Source organism: Natronomonas moolapensis 8.8.11, from assembly GCF_000591055.1.
Lineage (GTDB): Archaea > Halobacteriota > Halobacteria > Halobacteriales > Haloarculaceae > Natronomonas > Natronomonas moolapensis.
On sequence record NC_020388.1, the window covers coordinates 119008 to 143164 of the forward strand.

At 67.5% G+C, this 24157-nt stretch carries 24 protein-coding genes; 11 read left to right on the forward strand and 13 right to left on the reverse strand.

What is annotated here, in order from left to right; translation table 11 throughout:
* Positions 1-70: 70 nt before the first annotated feature.
* Positions 71-1171 (reverse strand): tRNA (guanine(26)-N(2))-dimethyltransferase, encoded by a 1101-nt coding sequence (locus NMLP_RS00585; protein WP_015408176.1) that lies wholly within the window; start codon positions 1169-1171, stop codon positions 71-73.
* 292 nt (positions 1172-1463) lie between these two features.
* On the opposite strand from NMLP_RS00585, the gene NMLP_RS00590 reads away from it, so the two are divergent.
* Both NMLP_RS00590 and NMLP_RS00595 read left to right on the forward strand, forming a co-directional pair.
* Positions 1464-1733, forward strand: a complete 270-nt coding sequence (locus NMLP_RS00590) for an AbrB/MazE/SpoVT family DNA-binding domain-containing protein (protein ID WP_015408177.1) — start codon at positions 1464-1466, stop codon at positions 1731-1733.
* Positions 1730-2146, forward strand: coding sequence for a type II toxin-antitoxin system VapC family toxin (locus NMLP_RS00595; protein WP_015408178.1), 417 nt, complete (start codon positions 1730-1732; stop codon positions 2144-2146). Before NMLP_RS00590 ends, NMLP_RS00595 begins: the two co-directional genes overlap by 4 nt.
* Positions 2147-2274: 128 nt before the next feature.
* Here NMLP_RS00595 and NMLP_RS00600 read toward each other — a convergent pair whose 3' ends face one another.
* Positions 2275-3798, reverse strand: coding sequence for a carboxypeptidase M32 (locus tag NMLP_RS00600; RefSeq protein WP_015408179.1), 1524 nt, complete (start codon positions 3796-3798; stop codon positions 2275-2277).
* Between the two features lie 148 nt (positions 3799-3946).
* Between NMLP_RS00600 and NMLP_RS00605 the strand changes: the two genes are divergently transcribed.
* From NMLP_RS00605 to NMLP_RS00615, 3 genes are all read left to right on the forward strand, one after another.
* Positions 3947-5797 carry a PINc/VapC family ATPase gene (locus NMLP_RS00605; protein ID WP_015408180.1) on the forward strand — a complete coding sequence of 617 codons (1851 nt, stop codon included), beginning with the start codon at positions 3947-3949 and terminating at the stop codon, positions 5795-5797.
* A 234-nt stretch (positions 5798-6031) separates the two neighbouring features.
* Complete coding sequence (locus NMLP_RS00610) at positions 6032-6316, forward strand: DUF5789 family protein (RefSeq protein WP_015408181.1); 285 nt, start codon at positions 6032-6034, stop codon at positions 6314-6316.
* A complete protein-coding gene (locus tag NMLP_RS00615; protein ID WP_015408182.1) occupies positions 6316-6900 on the forward strand; it encodes an AAA family ATPase in 585 nt (194 codons plus the stop codon). Before NMLP_RS00610 ends, NMLP_RS00615 begins: the two co-directional genes overlap by 1 nt.
* A gap of 63 nt (positions 6901-6963) precedes the next feature.
* On the opposite strand, the gene NMLP_RS00620 is transcribed toward NMLP_RS00615, so the two are convergent.
* The 3 genes from NMLP_RS00620 to NMLP_RS00630 all read right to left on the reverse strand — a co-directional run bounded on the left by NMLP_RS00620 (position 6964) and on the right by NMLP_RS00630 (position 10804).
* Positions 6964-10008: an FAD-binding and (Fe-S)-binding domain-containing protein gene (locus tag NMLP_RS00620; protein ID WP_015408183.1), complete on the reverse strand. Its 3045-nt coding sequence runs from the start codon at positions 10006-10008 to the stop codon at positions 6964-6966.
* A gap of 180 nt (positions 10009-10188) precedes the next feature.
* Positions 10189-10434, reverse strand: coding sequence for a DUF7861 family protein (locus tag NMLP_RS00625; RefSeq protein ID WP_015408184.1), 246 nt, complete (start codon positions 10432-10434; stop codon positions 10189-10191).
* A gap of 22 nt (positions 10435-10456) precedes the next feature.
* The gene (locus tag NMLP_RS00630) at positions 10457-10804 is read right to left on the reverse strand and encodes an SWIM zinc finger domain protein (protein WP_015408185.1); all 348 of its coding nucleotides are present in this window, start codon (positions 10802-10804) and stop codon (positions 10457-10459) included.
* Positions 10805-10965: 161 nt separating this feature from the next.
* On the opposite strand from NMLP_RS00630, the gene NMLP_RS00635 reads away from it, so the two are divergent.
* The gene (locus tag NMLP_RS00635; protein WP_015408186.1) at positions 10966-11529 is read left to right on the forward strand and encodes a TATA-box-binding protein; all 564 of its coding nucleotides are present in this window, start codon (positions 10966-10968) and stop codon (positions 11527-11529) included.
* A gap of 419 nt (positions 11530-11948) precedes the next feature.
* Positions 11949-13142 (forward strand): lactate 2-monooxygenase, encoded by a 1194-nt coding sequence (locus tag NMLP_RS00640; RefSeq protein WP_015408187.1) that lies wholly within the window; start codon positions 11949-11951, stop codon positions 13140-13142.
* A 76-nt stretch (positions 13143-13218) separates the two neighbouring features.
* Here NMLP_RS00640 and hisG read toward each other — a convergent pair whose 3' ends face one another.
* Positions 13219-14064, reverse strand: a complete 846-nt coding sequence (hisG, locus tag NMLP_RS00645; RefSeq protein ID WP_015408188.1) for an ATP phosphoribosyltransferase — start codon at positions 14062-14064, stop codon at positions 13219-13221.
* Between the two features lie 209 nt (positions 14065-14273).
* Between hisG and NMLP_RS00650 the strand changes: the two genes are divergently transcribed.
* Together NMLP_RS00650 and NMLP_RS00655 are read left to right on the forward strand one after the other, a co-directional pair.
* On the forward strand, positions 14274-15623 hold the full coding sequence (locus tag NMLP_RS00650; protein WP_015408189.1) for a serine/threonine-protein kinase: 1350 nt from the start codon (positions 14274-14276) through the stop codon (positions 15621-15623).
* The gene (locus NMLP_RS00655; RefSeq protein WP_015408190.1) at positions 15616-16353 is read left to right on the forward strand and encodes a hypothetical protein; all 738 of its coding nucleotides are present in this window, start codon (positions 15616-15618) and stop codon (positions 16351-16353) included. Before NMLP_RS00650 ends, NMLP_RS00655 begins: the two co-directional genes overlap by 8 nt.
* Here NMLP_RS00655 and NMLP_RS00660 read toward each other — a convergent pair whose 3' ends face one another.
* Entirely contained in the window at positions 16354-16695 is a 342-nt protein-coding gene (locus tag NMLP_RS00660) for a DUF7573 domain-containing protein (protein ID WP_015408191.1), read from the reverse strand.
* A gap of 114 nt (positions 16696-16809) precedes the next feature.
* On the opposite strand from NMLP_RS00660, the gene NMLP_RS00665 reads away from it, so the two are divergent.
* Complete coding sequence (locus NMLP_RS00665; protein ID WP_015408192.1) at positions 16810-17031, forward strand: hypothetical protein; 222 nt, start codon at positions 16810-16812, stop codon at positions 17029-17031.
* On the opposite strand, the gene NMLP_RS00670 is transcribed toward NMLP_RS00665, so the two are convergent.
* The 3 genes from NMLP_RS00670 to NMLP_RS00680 form a co-directional block, all read right to left on the reverse strand.
* Positions 16985-17974 (reverse strand): 5,10-methylenetetrahydromethanopterin reductase, encoded by a 990-nt coding sequence (locus NMLP_RS00670; protein WP_015408193.1) that lies wholly within the window; start codon positions 17972-17974, stop codon positions 16985-16987. The two genes, NMLP_RS00665 and NMLP_RS00670, sit on opposite strands and share 47 nt — an antisense overlap.
* A 109-nt stretch (positions 17975-18083) precedes the next feature.
* Positions 18084-18836 (reverse strand): coenzyme F420-0:L-glutamate ligase, encoded by a 753-nt coding sequence (locus NMLP_RS00675; protein WP_015408194.1) that lies wholly within the window; start codon positions 18834-18836, stop codon positions 18084-18086.
* Positions 18837-18935: 99 nt separating this feature from the next.
* A complete protein-coding gene (locus NMLP_RS00680) occupies positions 18936-19730 on the reverse strand; it encodes a shikimate dehydrogenase (RefSeq protein ID WP_015408195.1) in 795 nt (264 codons plus the stop codon).
* 133 nt (positions 19731-19863) lie between these two features.
* Between NMLP_RS00680 and NMLP_RS00685 the strand changes: the two genes are divergently transcribed.
* Positions 19864-21192 carry a D-aminoacyl-tRNA deacylase gene (locus NMLP_RS00685; RefSeq protein ID WP_015408196.1) on the forward strand — a complete coding sequence of 443 codons (1329 nt, stop codon included), beginning with the start codon at positions 19864-19866 and terminating at the stop codon, positions 21190-21192.
* Between the two features lie 65 nt (positions 21193-21257).
* Here NMLP_RS00685 and NMLP_RS00690 read toward each other — a convergent pair whose 3' ends face one another.
* Genes NMLP_RS00690 through NMLP_RS00700 form a run of 3 tightly spaced genes read right to left on the reverse strand, consistent with a single transcriptional unit; the run spans position 21258 to position 24157 of the window.
* Positions 21258-22334: an ABC transporter ATP-binding protein gene (locus NMLP_RS00690; protein ID WP_015408197.1), complete on the reverse strand. Its 1077-nt coding sequence runs from the start codon at positions 22332-22334 to the stop codon at positions 21258-21260.
* Positions 22331-23146, reverse strand: a complete 816-nt coding sequence (locus tag NMLP_RS00695) for an ABC transporter permease (protein WP_015408198.1) — start codon at positions 23144-23146, stop codon at positions 22331-22333. Before NMLP_RS00695 ends, NMLP_RS00690 begins: the two co-directional genes overlap by 4 nt.
* A complete protein-coding gene (locus NMLP_RS00700) occupies positions 23147-24157 on the reverse strand; it encodes an extracellular solute-binding protein (protein WP_015408199.1) in 1011 nt (336 codons plus the stop codon).

Below are 24157 nucleotides of genomic sequence, written 5' to 3' on the forward strand. Positions count from 1 at the left end.
GGGTCGCGCGTACGGGCGATTCCGAGGGACCGATTCCGCGCTCCCGGGAGCGTAGCGACGTCCGGCGCGGTCACAACACCGCTTCGCGGATCTCCGCGACTCCGGCGTCCGTTTTGAACGTCGTCCCGCCGTAGTGCGTCCGGGAGGCCTCGTGTCCCGCCTCCCTGAGCGCCCCCAGAAACTCGTCCATCGCGGTGTTCGGCTCGCCCCACCGCTTGTAGAGGCGGTGTTGGTCGTAGTGGGTCGGACGGTGGAGCTCCCCGGCGACCGTCCCGAGCAGGTCGCGGGCCGCCGAGGCCGTCCCGAACGACTCGGGCACCGCCTCGCCGACGCGCTCGACGAAGGCGACGTCGTGGGCGGGGCCGAGCCAGATCGGCCCGGCCGTCCACGTCGACTGCCCGCACTCGGGGCAGGCCGCGGTCGGGTCGGCGACGAGGGTCCGCTCGTGGGCGCGCCACAGACACCGCTGGCAGTGGTCGACGTAGCCGAGTTCCCCGAACAACTCGTCGGCGGCGCGCGCGCCGCCGTCGAGACGGAGATACGTCCGGACGTAGTGGCTCGAGACGTGGCTCAACACGGGCGTCGCGGCGAGGTCGTAGCGGGCGGCCGTCCGGACGAGCGCCGACAGCAACACTCGAAGCCCCATCTCGGGGTGGAACTCCGTGTTCCGCGGGACCGCGCCGTAGCTTCTGACCCCGCTCTCGAAGTGGGCGCCACACAGGGGCGCGGTGTCGGTCGCGGTCACGCAGACGTACTCGCGGGCGCTGCGGAACGCCGCGTCGGCGAAGGGGATCGGCGTCCCGAAGGGGTCGAGGTCCACGACGTCGTGGCCGTGCTCGTGCATGTGGGCGTTGACGTTGCGGTGGTGGATCGTCCCCGAGAGGCCGTTCCGCTCGAGGTTCGACCGGGCGAGATCGACAGCCGCCTCGTCGATGTCACAGCCGGTCGCCGCGTAGCCCGCCTCGGCGGCCCGCACCGCCCGGACGCCGCTGGCGGTCATCGCGTCGAGGTAAGAATCGCACTCGTCGTCGACGACCCGGAGGACGGCCGCCGTGACGTCGCGGTTCAGCTCCTGGACGGGATTATAAAAGACGCCGCTGCCCGACCCTTCGCTCGCGCCGTGGCGCTCCTCGGGGACCTCGATCGTGACGGCTCCCTCCGTGACCTCCATACGCACCGTTCGATAGCCGAGGCCGAAAAGGGATGCGTTCCGGCGGCGGGGACGACGACTTCGACGCTGTCGGGGGTGTCCATCGGTTCGGTACGGCGACGAATCGCTCCGACCCGGGCTGATACTGACGGACAAACCAATGTACACACGACGCACGAGGCGCACGCCGTTTGCTCCGTCGAACGGCGGATCACCCGTGAGTCGGTGTTATTCGATTTCGTCCACCGGTATGACACGCTTTGTAAAGTAATACGTGATTTTAATAGTAAGGAGAGACGATGAAATGTAAGAGATGTCTGTCTCAGACGACGCAACGATCACGAGCAAAGGGCAAGTCACGATTCCAAAACGAATTCGAGACGAGCTCGGGCTTACCGCGGGCACGGAAATCGAGTTCATCATCGAAGAGGACGGAACGATTCGTGTACAACCGAAGGAACCAGCACTACAGCGACTTCGTACTGTCAAAGAGCGCCTCGCCGAACACGAGGTAGACATCGAGAAGATGCAGCGAGAGTCGAAAACGGCGTGGAGTCCACATATCGATGGGAACGACACGTGATCTTTCTCGACTCGTGGGTATGGCTTGAGTTCATCTTCAGTGGCGACAAAGAAGACGAAGCGGAATCACTCATCGAACAAGCCAATACTGCTGAGGAAGGTGGCCTTATCGCGCCGACGATCATCGCTGAAGTCTCGTATCGAGTCCGCGTCGTCGAAGACCGCGAAACCGCCAAAGAAGCGGTTCGTGCGATTCGGGAGTTCGAATACATCGAGAGTATGCCGCTAATCGACGACATTGCGGAGTACGCCGCAGAACTTCGCTTCAAGTATTACGAACCGGGAGAACGAGAACTATCGTACGCGGATGCGATACACGTCGCGACTGCCGTCGTCCACGACGACTGTAGTGAGCTCTATTTTGGAGACCCTGACCTTGCTGACCTCGATGAGATCGAGACAGGCGTTTTGTGACCGATACGCGCCCTGTATTCGGCACGGCTATTTAAATCCGTCACCGATTGCGATTTTCAACGGGGTCGGACGGATCTGACTCGCGTGGGATTCTGCCGACAGTGAATACCTCGATGTCCGCCCCTCTCTCACCGGTCTAACTCGTACAGTTCGCCGAACTTTTCTTCGGCGTACTCGAGGAAGTACTCCGCGGTGAGCGGTTCGCCCGTCGCCTGCTCGACCAGCTCGTCGGTGGTGTAGCGGCGGCCGTGTTCGTGGACGTTCTCGGCGAGCCACTCCCGAAGCGCGTCGAACTCCCCGGCGGCGATCTGTCCCTCGAGGTCGTCGAGGTCCGCCTCGGCGGCGGCGTACAGTTGGGCGGCGAGGACGCTGCCCAGAGAGTACGTCGGGAAGTAGCCGAAGGAGCCGTGGCTCCAGTGGATGTCCTGTAGACAGCCTTCGGCGTCGGCCTCGGGGCGGACACCGAGGTACTCCTCCATCCGGTCGTTCCAGACGGCGGGGACCTCCGCGACGTCGAGATCGCCCGCCACGAGGTCGCGTTCGATCTCGAAGCGCAACACGATGTGGAGGTGATACGTCAACTCGTCGGCCTCGACCCGAACGAGGTTGTCGTCGTAGACCCGGTTTGCGGCCTCGTAGGCCTGCCGCTCGGTGAGGTCGGTGCCGTGGTGGTCGTTGAACCGATCGACGAACAGCGCCCAGAACGGCTCCGAGCGGCCGACGTGATTCTCGAAGAGCCGCGATTGGGACTCGTGGACCGAGAGCCCGCGGTGCTCGCCGAGCGGGGAGCCATACGCCCCCCGCGGGAGCCCGAGCGTGTAGTTCGCGTGGCCGAACTCGTGGATCGTCGAGGCCAACGAGTCAAGCGGTTCGGACTCGTCGAAGCGGGTGGTGACGCGGGCGTCGAACTGCGTCCCCGTCGAGAAGGGGTGCGGGGCGGTGTCGAGGCGGCCGCGCTCGAAGTCGTAGCCGAGCGTCTCGAGTGCTTCGCGAGTCACCGCGAGTTGATCCGACTCGGGGAACGTGCCGTCGAGGGCGTACGGCTCCGCGCCGGACTCGCCGATCGCCTCGATCAGCGGGACCAGCCCCTCGCGGAGCTCCTCGAGGACGTCTTCGGCCGTCGAGAGGTCGAGACACGGCTCGTAGTCCGCAAACAGCGTCGCGTAGGGGTCGGCGTCGGGGGCGACGTGCCCGGCGTAGCGGCGCTTGAGGTCGAGCAGACGCTCGAGCGTCGGCGCGAAGGCGTCGAAGTCGTCCGTCTCCTTGGCCTCCTGCCAGACCGGATGGGCCTCCGAGGTCGCCGTCGAGATCTCCTCGACGAGGTCGGTCGGCACCCGGGCGTTGCGCTCGTGCTCGCGGCGGATCTCGCGGACGGCGGCCGCCTTCGGGGCGGGCAGGTCCGCCCTCTCGAGTTCTTCGAGCAACTCGGCCGTCTCGTCGTCGACGAGGACGTCGTGTGCGACCGCCGAGACCGCCCCCCGCTGTTTCGATCGGGCCGGCGTGCCCCCCTCGGGCATCATCACCTCCTGATCCCAACTCAACACCGCGTTCGCGTCGCCCAGATACGTCGCCCGGCCGTAGCGTTCGAGGAGGTCGTCGTACGCCGCCGGCGTCGGGGCGGCCTCCGGATCGGCGTCGTCAGGTTGCGACATATGCGCATAACGGGTCGCGGCAGACAAGAAGCCACGGATCGGGGGCGGTCGGCGAGGGCACAGGCGGGGGGCCGTCTTCGGGACGGCCGCCGCCCCGCCGGAGCCGCCGCATCACGGTATTTATACCCGTTCGGGACCGATTTGCGGTATGGATATGCTGCCGGACACGAGCGCGGTCATCGACGGCCGCGTGTCCGAGCGCGCCGGAGACGGCGACCTCGACACGGTGTACGTTCCCGAGGCGGTCGTCGGGGAACTCGAGGCCCAGGCCAACGACGGCCGCGACAGCGGGTGGGCCGGACTGGAGGAGCTCCAGCGGCTGGCCGAACTCGCCGACGAGAGTCGGCTCGCACTCGAGTACGTCGGCCGCCGCCCGGACGCCATCGAAAAACGCGACGCCGGAGAGGGTGAGATCGACGCGCTGATCCGCGATCTGGCCGAACGGCACGACGCGACGCTTCTGACGAGCGACGTCGTCCAAAGCGAGGTCGCGAGGGCGAAGGGCGTCGCCGTCGAGTACGTCGAACCGCAGGTCGAGGAGACGCCCGATCTCGCCATCGAGGAGTACCTCGACGAGTCGACGATGTCGGTCCACCTCAAGACCGGCGTCCGGCCGATGGCCAAACGCGGCACGATCGGCGAGATGGCCTACGAGCCGATCGACGAGGGCGTCCTGACCGAATCTGAGATGCGTGCTATCGCCGAGAACGTCGTCAACACCGCTCGCTCGGTGAGCGACGGGTTCGTCGAGCTATCGGGGGACGGGATGACGATCGTCCAGATCGCCGATATGCGGATCGCCGTCGCCGAACCGCCATTCGCCGACGGCATCGAGGTGACGGCCGTCCGGCCGATCGTCAAGACCGACCTCGACGACTACGCGAAGGCCGACGCCCTCCGGGATCGGTTCACCGAGCGACAGCGGGGCGTCCTCATCTCCGGCGCGCCGGGCGCGGGGAAGTCGACGTTCGCCCAGGCCGTCGCGGCGTTCCTCGACGACTCGGGGTTCGTCGTCAAGACGATGGAGAAACCGCGGGACCTCCAGGTCGGCCCCGAGATCACCCAGTACACCGAGCTGGACGGCTCGATGGAGAACACCGCCGACTCGCTGCTCATGGTCCGGCCCGACTACACGATCTACGACGAGGTCAGAAAGACCTCGGACTTCGAGACGTTCGCCGACATGCGGCTCGCGGGCGTCGGGATGATCGGCGTCGTCCACGCGACGCGGGCCATCGACGCCCTCCAGCGGCTCGTCGGTCGCGTCGAGTTGGGGATGATTCCGCAGATCGTCGACACCGTCGTCTATATCGAGGCCGGCGAGGTCGACACCGTCTACGACGTGACGACCGAGGTGAAGGTGCCACACGGCCTCGTCGAGGAGGACCTGGCCCGCCCGGTCATCGTCATCGAGGACTTCGAGACGGGCACGCCGGCCTACGAGATCTACACGTTCAACCGCCAGGTCGTCACCGTCCCCCTCGACGGCGCGGAGGACGGCGGCGAGACCGGTGTCGAGCGCGTCGCCAAACAGGAAATCGAACGCGAGATTCGTTCGGTGGCCCACGGCCACGTCGAGGTCGAACTCCAGGGATCCAACACTGCGGTCGTCTGGGTCGAGGACGACGACATCTCCTACGTGATCGGCAAGGGTGGCGGCCGGATCAGCGGGATCGAGGACCGACTCGGCATCGACGTCGACGTGCGGAGTCTCTCCGAGCGGCCCGACGGGAGCCGAACGGGTTCGGCGGGCAGCCCGGGAGCCGGCGCCGCGACCGCGGGCGAGATCGTCACGCCCGAGATCACGAACCGCCACGTCGTCATCCCGCTGGGGGACCACCACGGCGAGACCGTCGAGATCAGATCGGACGACGAGTACCTCTTTACCGCGACGGTCTCCCGCGGTGGGGAGATCCAGGTCTCGCGGGGATCGGCCATCGCCGAGGAACTGGAGGACGCGATCGACCACGGGCGGACGATCTCGGTCGTCCCGCAGTAAGGCTTCGTGCCGGCAGGTCCGTTTCGTCGCGGGGCGAACGCGTCGAAGCGCACGGCGGGACCGCCGATCCGCCCCCGGTAGGAACCGACACCATTATTGATCATTACATACACTACGTCTCGTGTGAGGGGTGATGCGAACCCACACGCGGTCGAACGGTCATCGGACAGCCGCCGGCAACTCCCGTGGGGAACGCCGTCGGTCGGCCGTCGCAAACACCCATCCAGACAAACTATGAGACTATCAGACGCCAGGGACCGTTTCGTTAGCGAGTTCACGTTCCCGGTCGAGCGCGAGACCGTACTCGATACCATCGGGGACGTCGAGATAGATGGCCTGACCGACGATCCGGAGACGGTCGGGGACGTGTTGGATCGGACGAGTTCCGAGGAGTTCCACTCGGCCGACGACCTCTACGATACGATCATCGGATCGATCGGCAGCGGGTACGTCGGTCGTCGGTTCTACGACGACCGGGGATCGAACGCCGGGATCGACGTCGACGAGGTGTCCTTTTGATGTCCGAGAACGTCCTCGTGAGCGGGGTACCGGGCGTCGGCGCCTCGCGGGTCTGTGAGGGGGCGCGGCGCGAACTCGACGGGGAGTACACGCTCCTCAACGTCGGGGACATCATGCTACAGGAGGCGCTCGAACACGGACTCGCGAGCAGCCGCGAGGAACTCTCTCGGCTCCGAATACGCGACCAGCGGGCGCTCCAGCGGCGGGCGGCCGAGCATATCGGCCGCGAGTCGGATTCGGGGTCGTTGCTGATCAACACCCATCTGGTCGTGGAGACACCGCTTGGGTACGTTCCGGGGATGACCGGGGAGATGCTCGCGGAGATCGACCCCTCGGCGCTCGTCGTCGTCGACGCCGCCACCGAGACCATCCGGGAGCGCCGCGAGCGGAGCGAGCGCGGCTACGAGCACTTCAGCGAGTCCGTGGGGTTCCACAAGCAACTCCAGAACGCGGCCGCGTTCAGCTACTCGCTGCAGGGCACTATGCCAGTGTATCATCTCGACAACGAGGACAGCGCCGGGGAGACGAGCGCACAACTCGCCGCCATCGCGGGGATGCTCTCGAACCTCTCGCCGGAGTCGTAGCGCCCGGGTGGTCTCGTTTCTTCTGAAGACCACTCGATATCGAGTGCCGTCCGGCGGAACCGATTACTGCAGCGCCGCGTCGAGCTTCTCGATCGGGTGTGGGGGTTTGCCGTCGACCCGATCGGTGCCCGCAAGCTGGGAACGACACGAGGTACCGGGGGCGGTGACCTCATCGGCCGGTGACTCCTCGACCGCATCGAACAGCAGCCGGCCGATCGCCTGGCTCATCGAGTAGTGTTCGGCCTCGTAGCCGAAGGAGCCGGCCATCCCACAGCAGGTCGTATCGAGGACGTCGACGTCATAGCCCGCCCGCCGGAGCACGCCGACGGCGTGGTGGTCTCGGCTCGACGCCGTCTGGTGGCAGTGGCCGTGATACGAGATCGTCCCGTCGGTCGCCGTCTCGAGGGCCTCGTCGAGCCGGAACGTGTCGATGTACTGCATCACACTGTAGGCGTTTTCGGCGACTGCCTCGACGTCGGGCCCGGAGAGCAAATCGAGGTAGTCGTTCTGGTACATGACCGAATCTGAGGGTTCGACGCTGACCACGTCCCAGCCGTCTTCGACCCGGGGGGCCAAGGCGTCGACGTTCGCCTGCGCAGTCGCCCGGGACTCGTCGAGCATGCACTTCGAGTGGGCCGGCCGGCCGCTGTCGGTCACGTCGTCGGGAATCTCGACGTGGACGCCGGCGGCTTCGAGGGTCCGGACGGCCGCCTTGCCGACCTCGGGTTGGGTGTAGTTGGTGTAGGGGTCGGCGATGACGAGCGCCTTCCGGTCGGCCTCGCTCTCGGAAACCGCTGGCGTCCGGTTCGCGTCCCACTTTTTCAGCGTGTTCCGCTTGAAGTTCGGCAGGTCGCGTTCGCGGGCGATCCCGAGGACTTTCTCGGTGAGTATCCCCGATCCCGGTAGGCTCGTCGCGACGTTCGACAGCGGCGCGAACGTACTGCCGAGACGATACAGCGTCTCGACGTTTGCGAAGAGCCTATCGCGGAAGGGAATGCCCTCGCGTTGGTGGTATTCGTGTTTGACTTCGGTTTTGAGCTTCGCCATGTCGACGCCACTCGGGCAGTCACGCTTGCAGCCCTTACAGCCGATACAGAGGTCCATCACCTCGTGGATGAACTCGTCCGAGAAGACGTCCTCCGGGAGGTCGCCGCTCATCGCACGTCGGAGCATGTTCGCCCGGCCACGAGTCGTCGTGATCTCCTCGTTCTCGGTCGCCCGGTAGGTCGGACACATCACGGACCCGGTCGTGTCCTGGTGGCCCGTACAGCCGGCGCAGCCGTGACAGAGTTCGGTCATCCCCTGGAAGCCGTTCTCGTTGTCCCAGTTCAGCTCGGGGGTAAAGCCCGCGTCGAACTCGTAGTCGGTGTCGTACCGGAGGTTCTCCGTCGGGTCGAAGTCGCCGCTGACGTTGCCGGGGTTCAAAAGCCCCTGCGGGTCGAAGGCGGCCTTGAGGTCCTCGAAGGACTGCCAGATCTCCTCGCCGTAGAGCTTCTTGTTCCACGTCGTCCGCGCCCGTCCGTCGCCGTGCTCGCCGGAGACGGAGCCGCCGTACTCGATGACGAGGTCGGTGATCGCGTCGGAGATTTCGAGCATCCGCTCGACGCCGTCGTCGGCCTTGAGGTCCAACAGCGGTCGGATGTGCAACACCCCCGGACCGGCGTGGGCGTAATAAGAGGCGAAGGTATCGTACTCGTCGAAGAGCTCCTGGATGTCGGCGACGTACTCGGGGAGGTTCTCGGCGGGGACGGCGGTGTCCTCGACGAACGGCCAGTGTTTCTCGTCGCCGGTCCGCGACAGGAGGATCGGGAGACCCGATTTGCGCATCTTCCAGAACTTCGCCTTCCGGTCGTCGTCGTAGGCCTCGAGGGCGTCGACGGCCTGGACCGCGTCGCCGGTGTGGGTGCCGTCGTCGGAGGGGTCGCCGGCCGCCTCGTAGCCCGGCAGCCGGTCGGCCAGGAGGTCCGCGATCTTCCGTTTGCCGTCCTCGACCGAGTCGGCGTAGAACTCGACTAAGAGCGTCGAGTCGGTGCCCTCGGGGAGCGTCCCGACCAGTTTCGAGAACTCCGCGGTGTCGCGGGCGAGGTCGAGGAGGACGTCGTCCATCACCTCGACGGCCGCGGGGTCGTGTTCGAGGATGGGGGCGACGTCGCGCATCGCGGAGATGACGTCGTCGTAGGTGAGCAACACCACCGACGTCTCTTCGGGGATCGGCTCCAGGGAGACAGTCGCTTCGGTGATGATTCCCAGCGTGCCCTCGCTGCCGGCCAACAGCCGACCGACGTTGACCTCGCCGCGGGCCTCGACGTCCTGAAGCAGTTTGTCGAAGTTGTAGCCGGAGACGTTGCGCGTCAGGTCGGGGTAGCGCGCCTCGATCTCGTCGGTCTTGTTCCGGAGGATGTCCGAGACGACCGCGTAGACGCGCTCTTCGATCCCCGAGTCCTCGTCGACCGAGTCGGCCCGGTCGTGGAGCTTCTCGACGTCCATCCAGCCGAACGTCGTCACTGTCCCGTCGGCGAGGACGACCTCGACCTCCTCGACGTAGCCGTCGGCCTTCTCGTATTTCAGCGAGTGCGCGCCGGTCGTGTTGTTGCCGATGCAGCCGCCCAACACGCTCTTGTCGCCCCAGGCGGGATCCGGCGCATACTTGAGGCCGTGCTCGGAGAGGTGGTTGTTCAACCGCGCGAGCGTGATCCCCGGCTGTGCGGTGACCGTTTCGGCCTCGGGGTCGACCTCTATGACCCCGTCAAGTTGCTTTTTGAAGTCCAACACGACCGCCTCGTTGACCGTCTGGCCGGCGAGGCTCGTCCCGCCACCGCGGGGGAGGACCGGAATCGAGTGCTCGGCGCAGTACTCCATGACCGCCCTGACGTCCCCGACGGACGTCGGGATGACAACCCCGATGGGCAACTGGTGATACGCGCTCGCGTCCGTCGCATAGAGGTTCCGGCTGTAGGTATCGAATCGGACATCCCCGTCGACGATGGCTTCCAAGTCGTCGACGAGCTCCGGCTCCTCGATATCCGAACTCCGGTAGTCGTAGTTGCTCCGCGGGTCGTCGGCGGGATCCGCTGGCGGTTCCGACCCCGGCTGTGTGGTCTTGCTCATGATGTGAACCCGAACGATACTGCGTATGGCGTATAGTCAGTTAATACTGCTGCTGGCAGCGGCCGGAAATCGTCCGGAACCGCCACGAGCGATCGATGCGGGGGATCGACACGGGCGATCGATGCGGGGGATCGACACGAGCGACCGCGCCCGACCCGTCCACTGCCGGACGCGTCGCGCTCACTCGCCGCGTTTTCGATACCAGACTCGTTCGCCGACCGGCGAGGTCCCCGCCTCGACGTCCAGACGACCGACGAACAGGTCGTACACGGCGAACGTGACCACGAGATCGGTCGTTTCGCCGCTCTCGGTTCGAACCGTGACGACGCGGTGGCCGTCGCGCGTCCCGACCGATTCGACGGTGCCCTCCGACCATCGCTCGACGTCGTGTGTGGGCTGTCGGGCGTGGACGCGGTCGTGATCCATCGCGTGCGGATACGACGCCCGCCTACAAGAACTCCCGCACCTCGGAGTACCACATATCGTGGTGGTCGACGGCGTCGATTCGCCGGGCGACCTTCGCCGCGACGACGTGCCAACAGAGCTGTTCGGGGTCGTCGGGGTCGAGGTTGTATCGGCTGTCCGCACACCGGCAGGCGTTGCCCTCGACGACGTACTCCTCGGAGTGGCCGACGACGACGGTGAAATCGCGGTACTGTTTCACTCGCCGTTCGCCGACGGCCTCGATGGCGGTGACGCCCCGGTCCCCGTGGGTATCGATGATCGTGTCGGCGGCCTCGCTCGTGAGCTCGCCGGCCGCCTCGAGGGTCCGTTCCCACGCCTCGACTGCGTTCACACCGGACGTTCCGGAGCCGACGGCAAAACAGGTTCGGTCGGAACAGAGGCCGAAGCGGGGCCGAAACCGGCCAGTGGGCCGCCCGGACGCCCGTCCGCACGACCGGCGGCCGAACGACCACCCACATTTATAAACCTTAAATACGTGTTTTAAGTCGAGTCATGCAGGACCCAAAGGAGACTATAAATATCGAGAACGTCGTCGCCTCGACGGGTATCGGCCAGGAGCTCGACCTACAGAGCGTCGCGATGGATCTCGAAGGCGCGGACTACGACCCAGAGCAGTTCCCGGGGCTCGTCTACCGGACGCAGGAACCCAAATCGGCTGCCCTCATCTTTCGCTCCGGCAAGATCGTCTGTACCGGCGCGAAGTCCACCGACGACGTCCACGAGTCGCTGCGGATCGTCTTCGACAAGCTTCGCGACCTGGAGATTCAGGTGGACGAGGACCCCGAGATCGTCGTCCAAAACATCGTGACCTCGGCGGACCTGGGCCGCAATCTCAACCTCAACGCCATTGCGATCGGTCTCGGCCTGGAGAACATCGAGTACGAGCCCGAGCAGTTCCCGGGTCTCGTCTATCGCCTCGACGATCCCGACGTGGTCGCGTTGCTCTTCGGCTCGGGGAAGCTCGTTATCACCGGCGGCAAGGAACCCGACGACGCGAAGAAGGCGGTCGACAAGATCGTCTCCCGGCTCGAGGAGCTCGGCCTGCTCGACGGCTGAGACCGTCGATTGGAGCCGCTATCGCCCGCATCGAGACGCGTCGTGTTCGCGTCCGGCCACGACACAGCGCGAACTGACGGTCCTCGGCCGGGACCGTCCGGGACTGTTCGGGAGGTCAGCCGCGTTCTCGCTCGTTTTTCCGCTTTCGGTTCGATCCGGTTGGATTCGCCTCGCGTGTTCTCTGTCGCTTTGCTCGGCTCGCCGCTGTGATCCGGGCCCGGGTCCATCGGTGGGTTTATAAATACCGTGCGGTGTGAGGACACGTCTTTACCCCTCGAGACCGGGACCGTTCGCCCCTTCTACCCGCCGAACAGTGGCTCCTGTTGACACACCGATTCGCCCCGAAGACCCAGTAAAATCCGCCGCATCCGGACGTCCGGTAGCGTGACGTTTAGTACGAACAACCTCGATGATTAGCTATGAGTGATTCAGAGGAGCCGACCCCTGGGTTCGGCAACCAACGCGTTCGGGAGATCTACCGCGACGGAATGTACGACGACGAGACGCCGGCGTATCCGGTCGCCTACGAGGACCTCCGTGAGGCCGCCTGGGAGAACATGGACGATGCGGCGCGGGCGTACGTCCACGGCGGCTCCGGAACCGAGGAGACGTTCGAACGGAACCGGGACTTTTCGGCGTACCGGATCATGCCGCGGATGCTGCGCGGCGTCGCGGACAGAAGCCTCTCGGTCGAGCTGTTCGGCAACACCCACGAATTTCCGTTGATGATCACCCCTCTCGGAGTGCAGTCGTTGCTGCACGACGAGGCGGAGTCGGCCACCGCCCGCGCGTGCGCCGAACTCGATATCCCGTACACACTGAGTTCGCTGTCCTCGACGCCGATGGAAGACGTCGCCGAAACCCTCGGCGACACCACGAAATGGTTCCAGTTCTACTGGAGCTCCGACCGTGCCGTCGCCCGGAGCTTTCTCGACCGGGCGGAGGCGTCCGGCTACGACGCAATCGTGCTCACGGTCGATGCGCCCACGCTCGGGTGGCGCGACCGACTGTTGGAACGGGGGTACTACCCGTTCCTCGAGGGCGAGGGCGTCGCGAACTACTTTTCGGACCCGGCGTTTCGGGACTCGCTCGAGGCCCCGCCGGAGGCGGACCCGGAAGCGGCCGTCGATCGGTTCCTCGAAATCTTCGGGGACGAGTCGCTCACGTGGGCGGATCTGAGCTTCCTGCGGGAGAACACGGACCTCCCGATCGTACTCAAGGGTGTGCTCCACCCCGAGGACGCGCGGTTGGCGCTCCAGCATGGCGCTGATGCGGTGCAGGTCTCGACTCACGGCGGGCGACAGGTCGACGGATCGATCAGCGCCGTCGAGGCGCTCCCGGCTGTCGCCGAGGCCGTCGGTGACGAGGTGCCGGTGCTCTTCGATAGCGGCGTTCGACGGGGATCGGACGCGTTCAAAGCGCTCGGCCTCGGGGCCGACACCGTCATGCTCGGTCGACCCTTCGCCTACGGCCTCGCGATGGCCGGGCAAGACGGTGTCGAGTGGGTGCTCGAAAACACGCTCTCCGAACTCGATCTGACGATGGGGCTTGCGGGGTACGACGACGTCACTGACGTCGGCCGCGAGGCGCTCAAACACGAGCAGGAGCTTTGAGGATTTCCCGGGGCCGAACTCGGCGCCGTCGTCGACTCCCCTCGTCGACTCCCGCCGTCGGCCTCGACGACCCGCGTCAGGGCACCAGTCGCTCGATCTCCGTCACGAGGATGTCGCTCGCCCCGGCGGTCTTCAGTTCGGGGATCACCTCGAAAACCTCCCGCTCGTCGACGACGACGTGGACGGCGAGTTTTTCTTCGCCGGCGATGTCCATCACTGTCGGCCCGCCCATGCCGGGGATCCGGTCTTTGACGTCCTCGAGGGCACCCTCGGGGACGTTCATCATCACGTAGCGCTTGCCGTCGGCGTCGAGCACCGACCGAAACGCCGTCTTGATCTGGTCGATCTTCGGATCGTCGGCCACGGCCGGGTCGGCGAAGAGCCGGACCGAGGACTCGAGGACGTCGTCCACTACCGAGAGGCGGTTCATCCGCAGAGTCGTCCCGGTCGAGGTGATGTCGACGATGGCGTCGGCGATGTCGACGTGCGGTGTCAGTTCGGTCGCGCCCGAGACCTCGACGATGTCGGGCGAGACGCCGACGCCCTCGAAGTACCGGCGGGTGATCCGTGGGAACTCGGTCGCGACGGTGCCGCCGGAGAGCTCCTCGGGGGCGCTGACGCCGCCTTCCTCTGGCGAGGCGAGCACGAGCCGGCAGGTCCCGAACTCGAGATCGAGCAAGTCGACGAGGTCGACCTCGGATTCGCGGGCCTGATCGAGACCGGTGATCCCCAGCGCCGCCGCCCCGTCGGAGACGTACTCGGGAATGTCGGCCGCGCGGGCGAACAGCACCGAGACGTCGGGGTCGACGGTGTCCGCATAGAGCTTCCGGTCGGCACCGTCCTGTACGTGGAGGCCGGCGCGTTCGAGCAGTCCGAGCGCCGGCTCGTGGAGACGGCCCTTGTTGGGTACGGCGATGCGCATACCGCCGCTTGTGGGGGGCGGGTCTTTTTGTTGTCGGAGAGCGTCTTCGCGGGGGACGACGCCTGCGGACCCGGTGTTTCCCGGACGGAGACGAACGCCCCGGGACGGCCCGGGGCGGCGATACGGCGACCGAGTCGACCCGAACGGTATTTACTCCGGGACGGCATGGCTCCCACGACGCGGTTCGACAGACCGCGCGGAGCCGACCGATGATCGACGACGACCGCCGGGATGCGAACCGCATCCTCTCGGCCGCGCTGGACGACCCGAAGACGGTCTCGAAGACGGAACTCGACCGCGCGGTCGGGTTGCTGGACAGCGACGCGGAACGCGTCCGACTCGGCGCGGCGTGGGGGTTCGGCCTCGTCGCCGAGACCGCCCCGGAGAAGGCCGTCCCGTACGTCTCTCAGATCGCGGCGGCGGTCGACGCGTCCGACCCCCACGCCGCGGCCGCCCGGGCGCTCGCGTACGTCGCCCAATCGAACCCCGAGGCGGTCGAGCGCGAGCTCCGGACGCTCGAGGAGTCCGCGGCGAGGCGGTGTCGCAAGGCGATGTGGGGGCAGTTCGCCGACCGGACAGTCGTCGAGGTGCCGGACGGACGCGACGGACCGGACGGTGCATCGACGGGGCGCTCAGACGGCGACCGCTGGGGGTGGGTCGGCGGCGGAAGCACGACCGCTTACGACACCGACGACGGGGGCGACCGTCGCGGGCCGCCGACGGATCGGCCGGTCGATCCCCCGGCCGTCGACCACGAGTACGACCGCTACACGCCGATCGAGACGATCCACCGGGGACCGACCGCCCGGACGTTCAAAGTCGTCTATCACACCCCTGGTGGCGACATCCATCCGGGGTTGTTCAAGACGTTCGACCCGCCCGGGGAGAGCTTTCGGCCGGCGTTCGACCGGCGCATCGGGATGTGGGACTCGGTCGACGGCCACGACGCGATCTTACCGGTGCTCGGCTGGGGGACGACGCCGGATCCGTGGGTCGTGACGGCCTGCGAGCCGACGACGGGCGTCGCGGCGCTCGGCGAGGAACGCCGGCTCGCGGCCGCGGTCTGGACGCTCCGGACGGTCGCCGACGCGCTCCGGTTCGCCCACGAGCGTGGCGTGATCCACGGCGCGTTGGTTCCGGGAGCGGTCGTTAGGTCCTCGATTCTCACCGAACCCGGGGCGTGGCGCTACCCACGGGTAACCGACTGGGGCTACGTCGGTCTCCTCCGGGCCGGGCGTCCGCCCGAGTCGATCCCCGGTCGGTATCTCGCCCCCGAGCACGTCGAGCCGGAAACGTACGGGGCGGTCGACGGCGCGACCGACGTCTACGGGTTCGGCACTGTCGCTCTGGAGGCGCTGGCGGGCGACCGGGGGGACGTGGGCGACGGTCGAGCGCCCCGGAACGGCGAGGTCGCGCTCCCGGCCGACCTCGAGAGGCGGCTCCCGGACCTCGGGGGTTTTCTCCGTCGCTGTCTCGCCACCCGGAAGGCCGAGCGCTTCGGGACGGCGGCGGCGATGGCGGGCGCCTTCGACGCGGCGACGGAGGACCTCGATGGCTGACCCGGCCATCGCCGGTTCGGGCGTCCTCGCGCGGTTTCTGGCGTTCGTCGTCCTCCTCGTCGCCTGCGGGGTCGCCACTGTCTACGCCGCCTTGAGCGAGCGGGCCGGGACGCTGTCGGTCGGCATCTGGCGGTACGTCGTCATCGCGATGGGCGCCGGGATGGCATACGCCGTCGCCGGCGGGTACGAACTCCTGGGGGTGGCCACCGTCGCGGGGACGGCAGTGACGGCGATCAGGCAGGTCCTCCAGCTGTTTTTTATTATCCTGCTCTCGCTGTCGATGCGCGAGCTCTACTACCGGCTCCCGTACCGCGATCCGGGGTCGACGGCGATCCCGCACGGCCGGGCCCGGCTGCTCGAGGCGGCGTTCATGGGGATCGCCTTCGTCGAGTTCGTCGTCGTCATCGCCATCGGGCTGACGACCGCCGTCCGGGCGGTCCAGGCCGTCGCGAGCGTCGCCTTCGCGGCCTACGGCGTCTCCTTTGCCGCCGGGACGCGGGCGGAGGCGATGGCGGGCGGGACCGTCGTCGACGGCCTGCTGGTCCGGTTTATTTCGGTGTTGACCTGCCTCGGCGCTGCCGGGGTGCTGGAGGGGACCACGCTGCTCGGCGTGCCGCCGGCGCTCGCTGCGGGGGCGACCACGGTGTTCATCGTGATGTCCGCGACGTTTCTGTTGGCGCTGGGCGTTCGGCTCAAAGCCAACGTCGACGCGGTGTCGGGGGGGTCGTAGCTACCAGGCCTTGCAGTCCGCACAGACGAACCGGCCGTCGTCCCGCCACCGCCGCCGGACGGTCGCGCCGCAGGCGGCGCACTCGGCGCCGCCCGGAGTCCACCCGTACGCAGACTGCGCCGCATCGGGGCCGGGATCGGACTCCGAAGCCGTCCCCGGCGTCGCGTTCGCGGCATCGGTATCGCTGTCGGCCGCGTCCTCCGAGGCGGTCCGGTCGGCCGGTTCACTCCCGTCGGCCCCCTCGCGTTCGTCCCTGCCGGTCGACCCGTCCCCGTCGGCCGGATCGTCCCTGTCCGCGCGCTCCGAACTGCCGAGGAACTCCTCCAGCGAGGCGTCGTCCATACCGCGAGTAGGGGTGCCGCCCACTTCAACTGATGCGGTAGCGCGCCCGCATCGGCGCGCGATGAGTCGGCGCGAGACGGATACACACAAGTAGGAGGGGTGCAACACTTCGACATGGTCGAGATTCAGAGCGGTCTGCGGGAGAACACGGTTGGAGCGATCGAGCAGTTCGCCGAGATCGCGAGCGTCGACCCCCTCGTCGCGGCGATGTTGCTCAGCGGCGCACTCATCACCGGGCTCGCGGTCTCTATTTTCGGGGTCGCGACCCTGGGGGCCGTCGCCTCGTCTATCAAGCGTGGTCTGTCCGAGTCCGAAGAGCCGAACCAGCCAGCCTGATCGCCGCCTCGAGGTCCGGCCCCAGCGGCGACCCGGCGACGAAGCTGTCGGCGTGTTCCAACACGGCGTCGATGCGATCCGTCACGCCGTCGGGCGTCCCGGCGATACAGAAGGCGTCGATCATCCTCTCGGTCACGGCGGCGAACGCCGCTTCGAACTCGCCCGCCGAGATGTGTTCTCCGATCGTCGCCGCCGTCTCGCGGTCGATGTCGTGTCGATCCAACACCGGCGGGGCCGCTCCGGCAGCGATGAACGCCACGGCTGGCCGGGCGGCCTCGCGGGCTGCCTCGGCGTCTTCCGACAGCGAGACCGACGCGTAGGCGGCGAAATCGAACTCGCCGCGTTCGCCGGGGCGCTCCTCGAGGCCCGCATCGACCTGTTCGGCCGCCCACGCCATGTCCTTCGGGTGCGAGCCGTTGAACAGCAACCCGTCGGCGTGTTTCGCGGACATCCGGATCATGTGCGGTCCCTGGCCGCCGACGTAGACGGGGATCGTTTCGCTCGGCACGTCGAAGTTGAGCCCCGCGTCGACGGCCTCGAACGTGCCGTCGTGGTCGACGCGCTCGCCGTCGAAGAGGTCCTGGGCGAGTTTGAACGCCTCGAGTACCCGCCGGAGGGCGCCGTCGTGCTCGAAGCCGAGGTTCTCGATCGTGGAGCGGTCGCCCGGGCCGATCCCGTAGACCGCCCGGCCGTCGGCGGCCTCGTCGAGGGAGGCGACCCGGGAGGCGAGCGTCACCGGATGGGTCTCGTAGGGGTTCGCGATGCCCGGGCCGAGACGGACGTCGTCGGTTCGAGTCGCGATGCGATCCAGGGCGACGAAGGGATCGCGGTTGTTGTAGTGACAGGAGCTGAACACGGTGTCGAAGCCGTTCGACTCGGCGCGTTCGCCCAACTCGGCGATACGACTGACGGGATGTTCGGGGGTGAGTTCGATGCCTAACATGGGTGTACTCGGTCGGATCGGCCGGTGTTCGGGCCGTTCCCGGCGAGACGGGCGCGAGCGGATCGTATTCGTCGACCGCTGACAGCCGCGGTCCCTCGGGTGGATCGGATCATTCCCCGAAGTCCCACCCGCGGAGCGCTTCGCGGACGATATCGTCCGCCTCGCGGCGAAAGAGGTCGTCGCTGCTTGCGTGGTCGCCGAACGACCACCCGCGGACGACGACGGCGGGCGTCCCGCCGCCGCCCTCCCCGGCGACGAGGTTCGCGGCCGCGGCGAGTTCGTCGACGACCGCCTGGACGGTGACGCCAAGCTCTCGACCATCGCGGTCCGATTCGCCGCGCCAATCGCGGGCGGCGGGCAGTCCCGACCAGCCAACGGCGACGCCGCGCTGGCCGTACCTGAACGGCCGGCCGGACGTGTCGGTGACGACGACGGGGACGGAGAGCGCAGACGAGAGGCGCTCCGCCGAGTCCGCCGGGGACTCGGGCAACAACAGCAGGTCGGCGCCGGGGACGTTCGAGCGGTCGATGCCCGCGTTGACCGTGACGTGGCCGAACCGCGTCACGGCGAGCAGGAAGGGGGCCTCCGTCAGCAGCGCCTCGCTCTCCTCGAGGACCGCCTGGGCGAAACGCGGGTCTTTCCGCTCGCCCGCTACCGATTCGAGCCGATCGGCGATCGATTTGGCTCGCTCGGAGGCGGGGAACGCCGAGAGGTCGGCCTTTCGGCCCTCGGCCTTCGAGACGACGGTGCTCGCGACACAGAGGACGTCCCCGTCCTCGAAGTCGACCCGCTCTTCGATGAGACCGGCGAGGTCGTCGCCCTCGCGGATTTCCGGAAGCCCCTCGACCGCGAACGTCTCCATACGCCCACGAGGACCGCGACGAACAAAAAGGGGCGCGATACCGGAGACGGACCCGAAGCGACGGGGACAGGACGCGATCGGGTGTATATACCGCAGCGATCAGAGCGCGCCGCGCAACGCCTCGTTCATCGTCTCGACGGGCGCGTCCCGCCCCGTCCAGATTTCGAACGCCTCGACGCCCTGAAACAGCAGCATCCACGCGCCGTCGACGGTCGTCGCGCCGACCTCGGCGGCGTCGGCCAGCAGCCGCGTCTCCAGCGGCGCGTACACGGCGTCGAGCACGGCCAAATCTGCGTGGAGGGCAGCCTTCGGAACCGGCGTCTCCTCGGACTCCATCCCGACGCTCGTGGCGTTGACCAGAACGTCGGCCCCGGAGAGCGCGGCGGTGAGGCCGTCGAGGCCGCCCGAACTCGCCCCGGGGACCGCCGCCGCCAGCGCCTCGGCCCGTTCGACGGTCCGGTTTGCGATATGGACGTCCATCCCCCCGTCGGCCAGCGCGAAGGCGGCTGCCCGCCCGGCACCGCCCGCGCCGACGACGACCGCCCGGCCCGACAGCGCCACGTCGTGGTGTTCGAGCGCGCGGACCACGCCCGACGCGTCGGTGTTGTACCCGGTCGGCCCGTCCTCGAAGGCGACGGTGTTCACCGCGCCGATGCGTCCGGCGAGGGGGTCGGTGTCGACGGCCGCCGCGACGTCCTCTTTGAACGGAATCGTCACGTTCAACCCGGCGATGCCGAGCGCGTCCGCGCCCGTGAGGACGCGGTCGATAGAGCCCGGGTCGGGCTCGAACGTCACGTAGCGGGCGTCCATCCCGCAGACCTCGTAGGCCGCCTCGTGCATCGGCGGCGACACCGAGTGCCCGACGGGGTTGCCGATGAGGCCGAAAACCTGCATACCCCAGGGACCCGGCGGGCGGACAAAAGCGTTGTGCGACGGCGGGCAGCGAGTGATAAATCGTATGTCGAGATATAGAATTGCCCCTGGTCCACATCACACGCCCTTTGTCCCTCGGCCACGGACGGCCCGTATGCTCGCAGTCGTCGTTTCGCGCGCGGACGAGGCCTCCGAACACATCGGCGACCGGCTCCTGGAGATCGCCGACTGGGACGAACACGAGGACGAGCGTCGCTCGGAGGCGAACGGCGGGGGCCGGTACTACCGGGGCGACGGGATCGAGTTGCGCACGTTCGAGGATCTCCACCTGCACCTCGACGGCGTGGCGGCGACGTTCGGGGAGCCCGAACTGCTGGTGTTCGCCTCCAAACACGCCGGCGAGACCGGACCGCTGCTCACCGCGCACGCCACGGGCAACTTCGGACCGGCGGAGTACGGCGGCCGGGAGGGCTCGCTCGCCCGCGCCGCGCCGAACGCGCTGTCGACCGTCCGCGAGGGGCTCGAGACCCACGCGCCGAGGGGGTACGGCGTCGGCATCGAGTGTACCCACCACGGCCCGAGTACGGTCGGCTGTCCGTCGCTGTTCGTGGAGGTCGGCAGCAACGAGGCTCAGTGGCGTGACCCGGCCGCCGCCGAGGCCGTCGCACGCGCGATTCTCGGGCTGCGGGGCGTTCCCGCCCACCGCGAACGATCGGTCGTCGGCTTCGGCGGCGGCCACTACGCCCCGCGGTTCGATCGAATCCTAGCGGACACCGACTGGGGCGTCGGCCACGTCGCCGCCGACTGGGCGCTCGAGGAGATGGGCGATCCCTACGAGTCGCGGGCCGTCGTCGCGAAGGCGTTCCACTCGAGCGGCACGGAGTTCGCCGTCGTCGACGGCGGGTCGGCGGAACTCGAATCCGTCGTCGACGAGTTGGGTTTCGAGACGCTCTCGGAGACGTTTCTTCGGGAGACGACGGGCGTCCCGTTGGACCTCGTCGGACGACTCGAAACCGAGCTACTGCCCGTCGACGAGGGGCTCAGGTTCGGCGTCGGCGTCGGGGACGTCGACGCGGACGGCGTCCTGACGGACAGCCTCCCCGCGGAACTGCTCGACGCGGCCAACGGGGTCGACCACGAGGCCGTCCTCGAAGCGCTCGACCGGACGACAGTCGCGTACACGACCGAGGAGGGAGCAACGCTGGCGGCGGGGCGGGTCGCGTTGCGGGAGGAAGGGAAATACCGAGCCGTGATCGACGAACTCGCCGCCGTCCTCGAGGCGAAGTACGACGTCGTCGAGGTTCGAGCGTCGTCGGTGATCGCGCGCCGGGAGGCGTTCGATCCCGACCGCGCCGAAGCGCTTGGCGTCGAACCCGGCCCGGCGTTCGGACGCCTCTCGGCCGGAGAGCCGGTCGAAGTCGACGGCGAACGGATCGACCCGGCCGACGTCCGGAGCGTGCGCGACCGGACGTTCCCGTTTTGAGCGCCGGTCGCCGAGACCGGGTGTCCCGGCGTGTGCCGTCCCGTGGGCGCCCGTCCGGGCGGGACTCAACGGTCACTCGAACCGCAGCGCTCGTCCTCCGGAATCAGATGAATCGACGCCTCCGGGACCAGAACCTGGACCTCTGAGCCGGTCTCGAGCGCCAGCCGTTCGAACGTCGGCGGCCGAACGTTCGCTGTGAGAGCGAGCGATCCCGACCCGATCTCGATATCGACCCGGTACTCACTTCCCTCGTTCAGCCACCGAAGAACGCTCCCCGCGAGTACGTTCGCCCTCCGGTCGCCGTCGACGGCACACGGCGCTTCGACCGCTACCCGTGACGGGTGGATACAGACCGTCACGGCAGACGCGGCGCTCTCAGACGTAGTCGTCCGGAACCGAACGCCGCCGGAGCGAACTGTCGTTCCCTCCGCCGTTCGGTCGATCACTGTCGCTTCGAAGAGATTCTCGTTCCCGGTAAAGCGGGCGACGAAGCGGCTCGTCGGCCGAGTGAGTACCCTCGACGGCGTGTCCACCTGCTCGAGGGAACCGTCTCGAACGATGGCGATTCGGTCACCGAGTGCCGTCGCCGTCCGCTGGTCGTGTGTGACATAGAGTACCGGGGTTTCGAGCGACTCGAACAGGCTGTGCAGTTCGTCCCGGAGCCGTCGTCGAATCGGCGCATCGAGGCTCGACAACGGTTCGTCGAGGAGCAACGCGTCCGGATCGGTCGCCAGCGTTCGCGCGAGGGCGACTCGTTGTCGCTCCCCACCGGAGAGCGTCGGGGGCTTTCTGTCGAGCACGTCGTTCAGTTCGAGAAGCGTCGCGAACTCGTCGACGCGGTCGCCGGTCGTGGCCGCGTACTCGATGTTTTCGCGGACGGTCATGTGTGGAAACAGCGCACCCTCCTGGAAGACCATCCCCACGCGTCGATCCTCGGGCGCCAAACCGACCAGTTCTCGCCCATCGAGTCGGATCGATCCGGAATCCGGGCCGGTGATGCCGGCGACGAGCGAGAGCAACGTCGTCTTGCCGCTGCCCGAGGGTCCCAAGACGGCGAGCACTTCCTCGTCGACCGTCAGGTCGAGGGGGCCGAAGTCGAACTGCGAGTAACCCTTGCGCAGTTGAGAGATCTCGAGTGTCATTCCCAGGGGTTCGAGGCGACAGTGTTCAGGATCAAAAGCGCCGCGGCGGCGATCACGACCAGTAGTATCGCAACCGGATAGGCGTTATCCAGGCCCAGTTCGATAAACGCGACCCAGATCTGGACTGGCATCGTTCGGGGATAGTACGCCATCATCATCGTCGCGCCGAACTCGCCGATGGCTCTCGCGAAGGCGAGCGTCACCCCGGCGATAATCCCCGGGCCGGCCAATGGGAGCGTGACGTGGCGGGCGGTCGTCGATCGGCTCTTCCCCAGCGACCGGGAGGCGTACTCGAGCCTCCGGTCGACGCTCTCGAAGGCCGCCTTTGCCGTCACGACCACGAACGGCGACGCGACGAATATCTGGGCGAGTACGACCCCGGCGAGCGACCGCGTGAGCGGGACTCCGACTGCACTCGCGGCGTCACCGAGCGCCGAACCGGGGCCGAAGACGGTGAGCAACACGATGCCGCCGACCGTCGGGGGGAGCACAAGCGGGAGGACGACGACCGCGAGGACGGCCTTCGTCACGGCCCCGTCGGTGCGGGCGAGCCAATACGCGAGCGGCAAGCCGAACAGCGCGGCGACGGCCGTGCTGATCGACGCCGACAGAAGCGACGTGGTCGCCGAGTCCACGACGCTCGGATCGCTCATCCGAGCGAGGACGTCGCCGGCCGGTACCGAGAGGAACAAAGACATCAGAGGCACCACGTAGTACAGGAGCAACACGCCCCCGAGAGCGAGCGCGACGCTGAGCCAATCGATCCCGAACGTAGCCGTTCCCGACCGGTTCGGGCGTGAGCCTGTCGCCATTCAAACTAGGACGGTGATGTCCGAGACCGCCGACGATACCGCGTCGGTGGGCCCGCCGAGCCGGGATTGATTCCCGTCGGATCGGTCGGTTGCCGCTCTCACACGCCGGGGCACGCTGCCCGTATACAGGGGGAACTGATCGCGCAGGAGGTATCCGTGTTCTTCGAGATACGCCCCGGTCGTGTGGACGCCGAACACGGAGACTGCAGCGTCGCTCGCGTGCCGAATTGTCGAGCCGTAACTGATTACTCCACCCTGGACGGCCTGGCCACTCGGCAGTGTGTACGACGTCCTCGAGTACCAGTCTTCGGCGTACTGCGGATTACTCAGATCGATTTGATCCGGCAACTCGATGTAGTCGTACCCGCGCTCGACGGCCATGTTGCGGTAGGCGATCGCCGCGTCGATGGATCCGGTCTCGAACTGGCTGATCAGCGACGTTTCAGGGTAGATCTGGTCGCGCTCGAGAATCTGTGCTCCGAGATCCGACGCGCCGTCGTAGTACCGCGAGGCGAGTTCGAGCATAAAAAGGGCCCGGTATCCCAGCGGGTCCTGATCGGGGTCGGTTCGCCCGATAGCCACGTTACCGTCGAGCATCGGCTCGTACCAACGCTCGCTCCCGGCGTCGGCCAGGCGCTCCCCGCCCGTCGTGTCCGGATTGTATGCGATGACGACGGAGTTGCTGGTAAACACCGCGTGCCACGACGGCGAGAGCGGCTCTTCGAAGAGCGCCACGTCGGCGACCGAGACGATGTCGGGATCGCGTTGTCCCTCGTCGATCATTCGGGCGACAGCCGCAGAGCCGTGCGCTTCGATCTCGACGGGGACGTCTACGGCCGGTCTGAGCCCGTTGGCCAGCGCGTTCTGGAGGCTGCCGGCCGCGAGAATGGCGATCGTCGTCGATCGGCGGCCGTCCCGATCGCTCGCACCCGTACAGCCCGCACTGCAAGTGACCGCCGCTCCAGCAGCCAGGAGGACCCGTCGTCGCGTGGTCGGAGGTCTATCACCCAT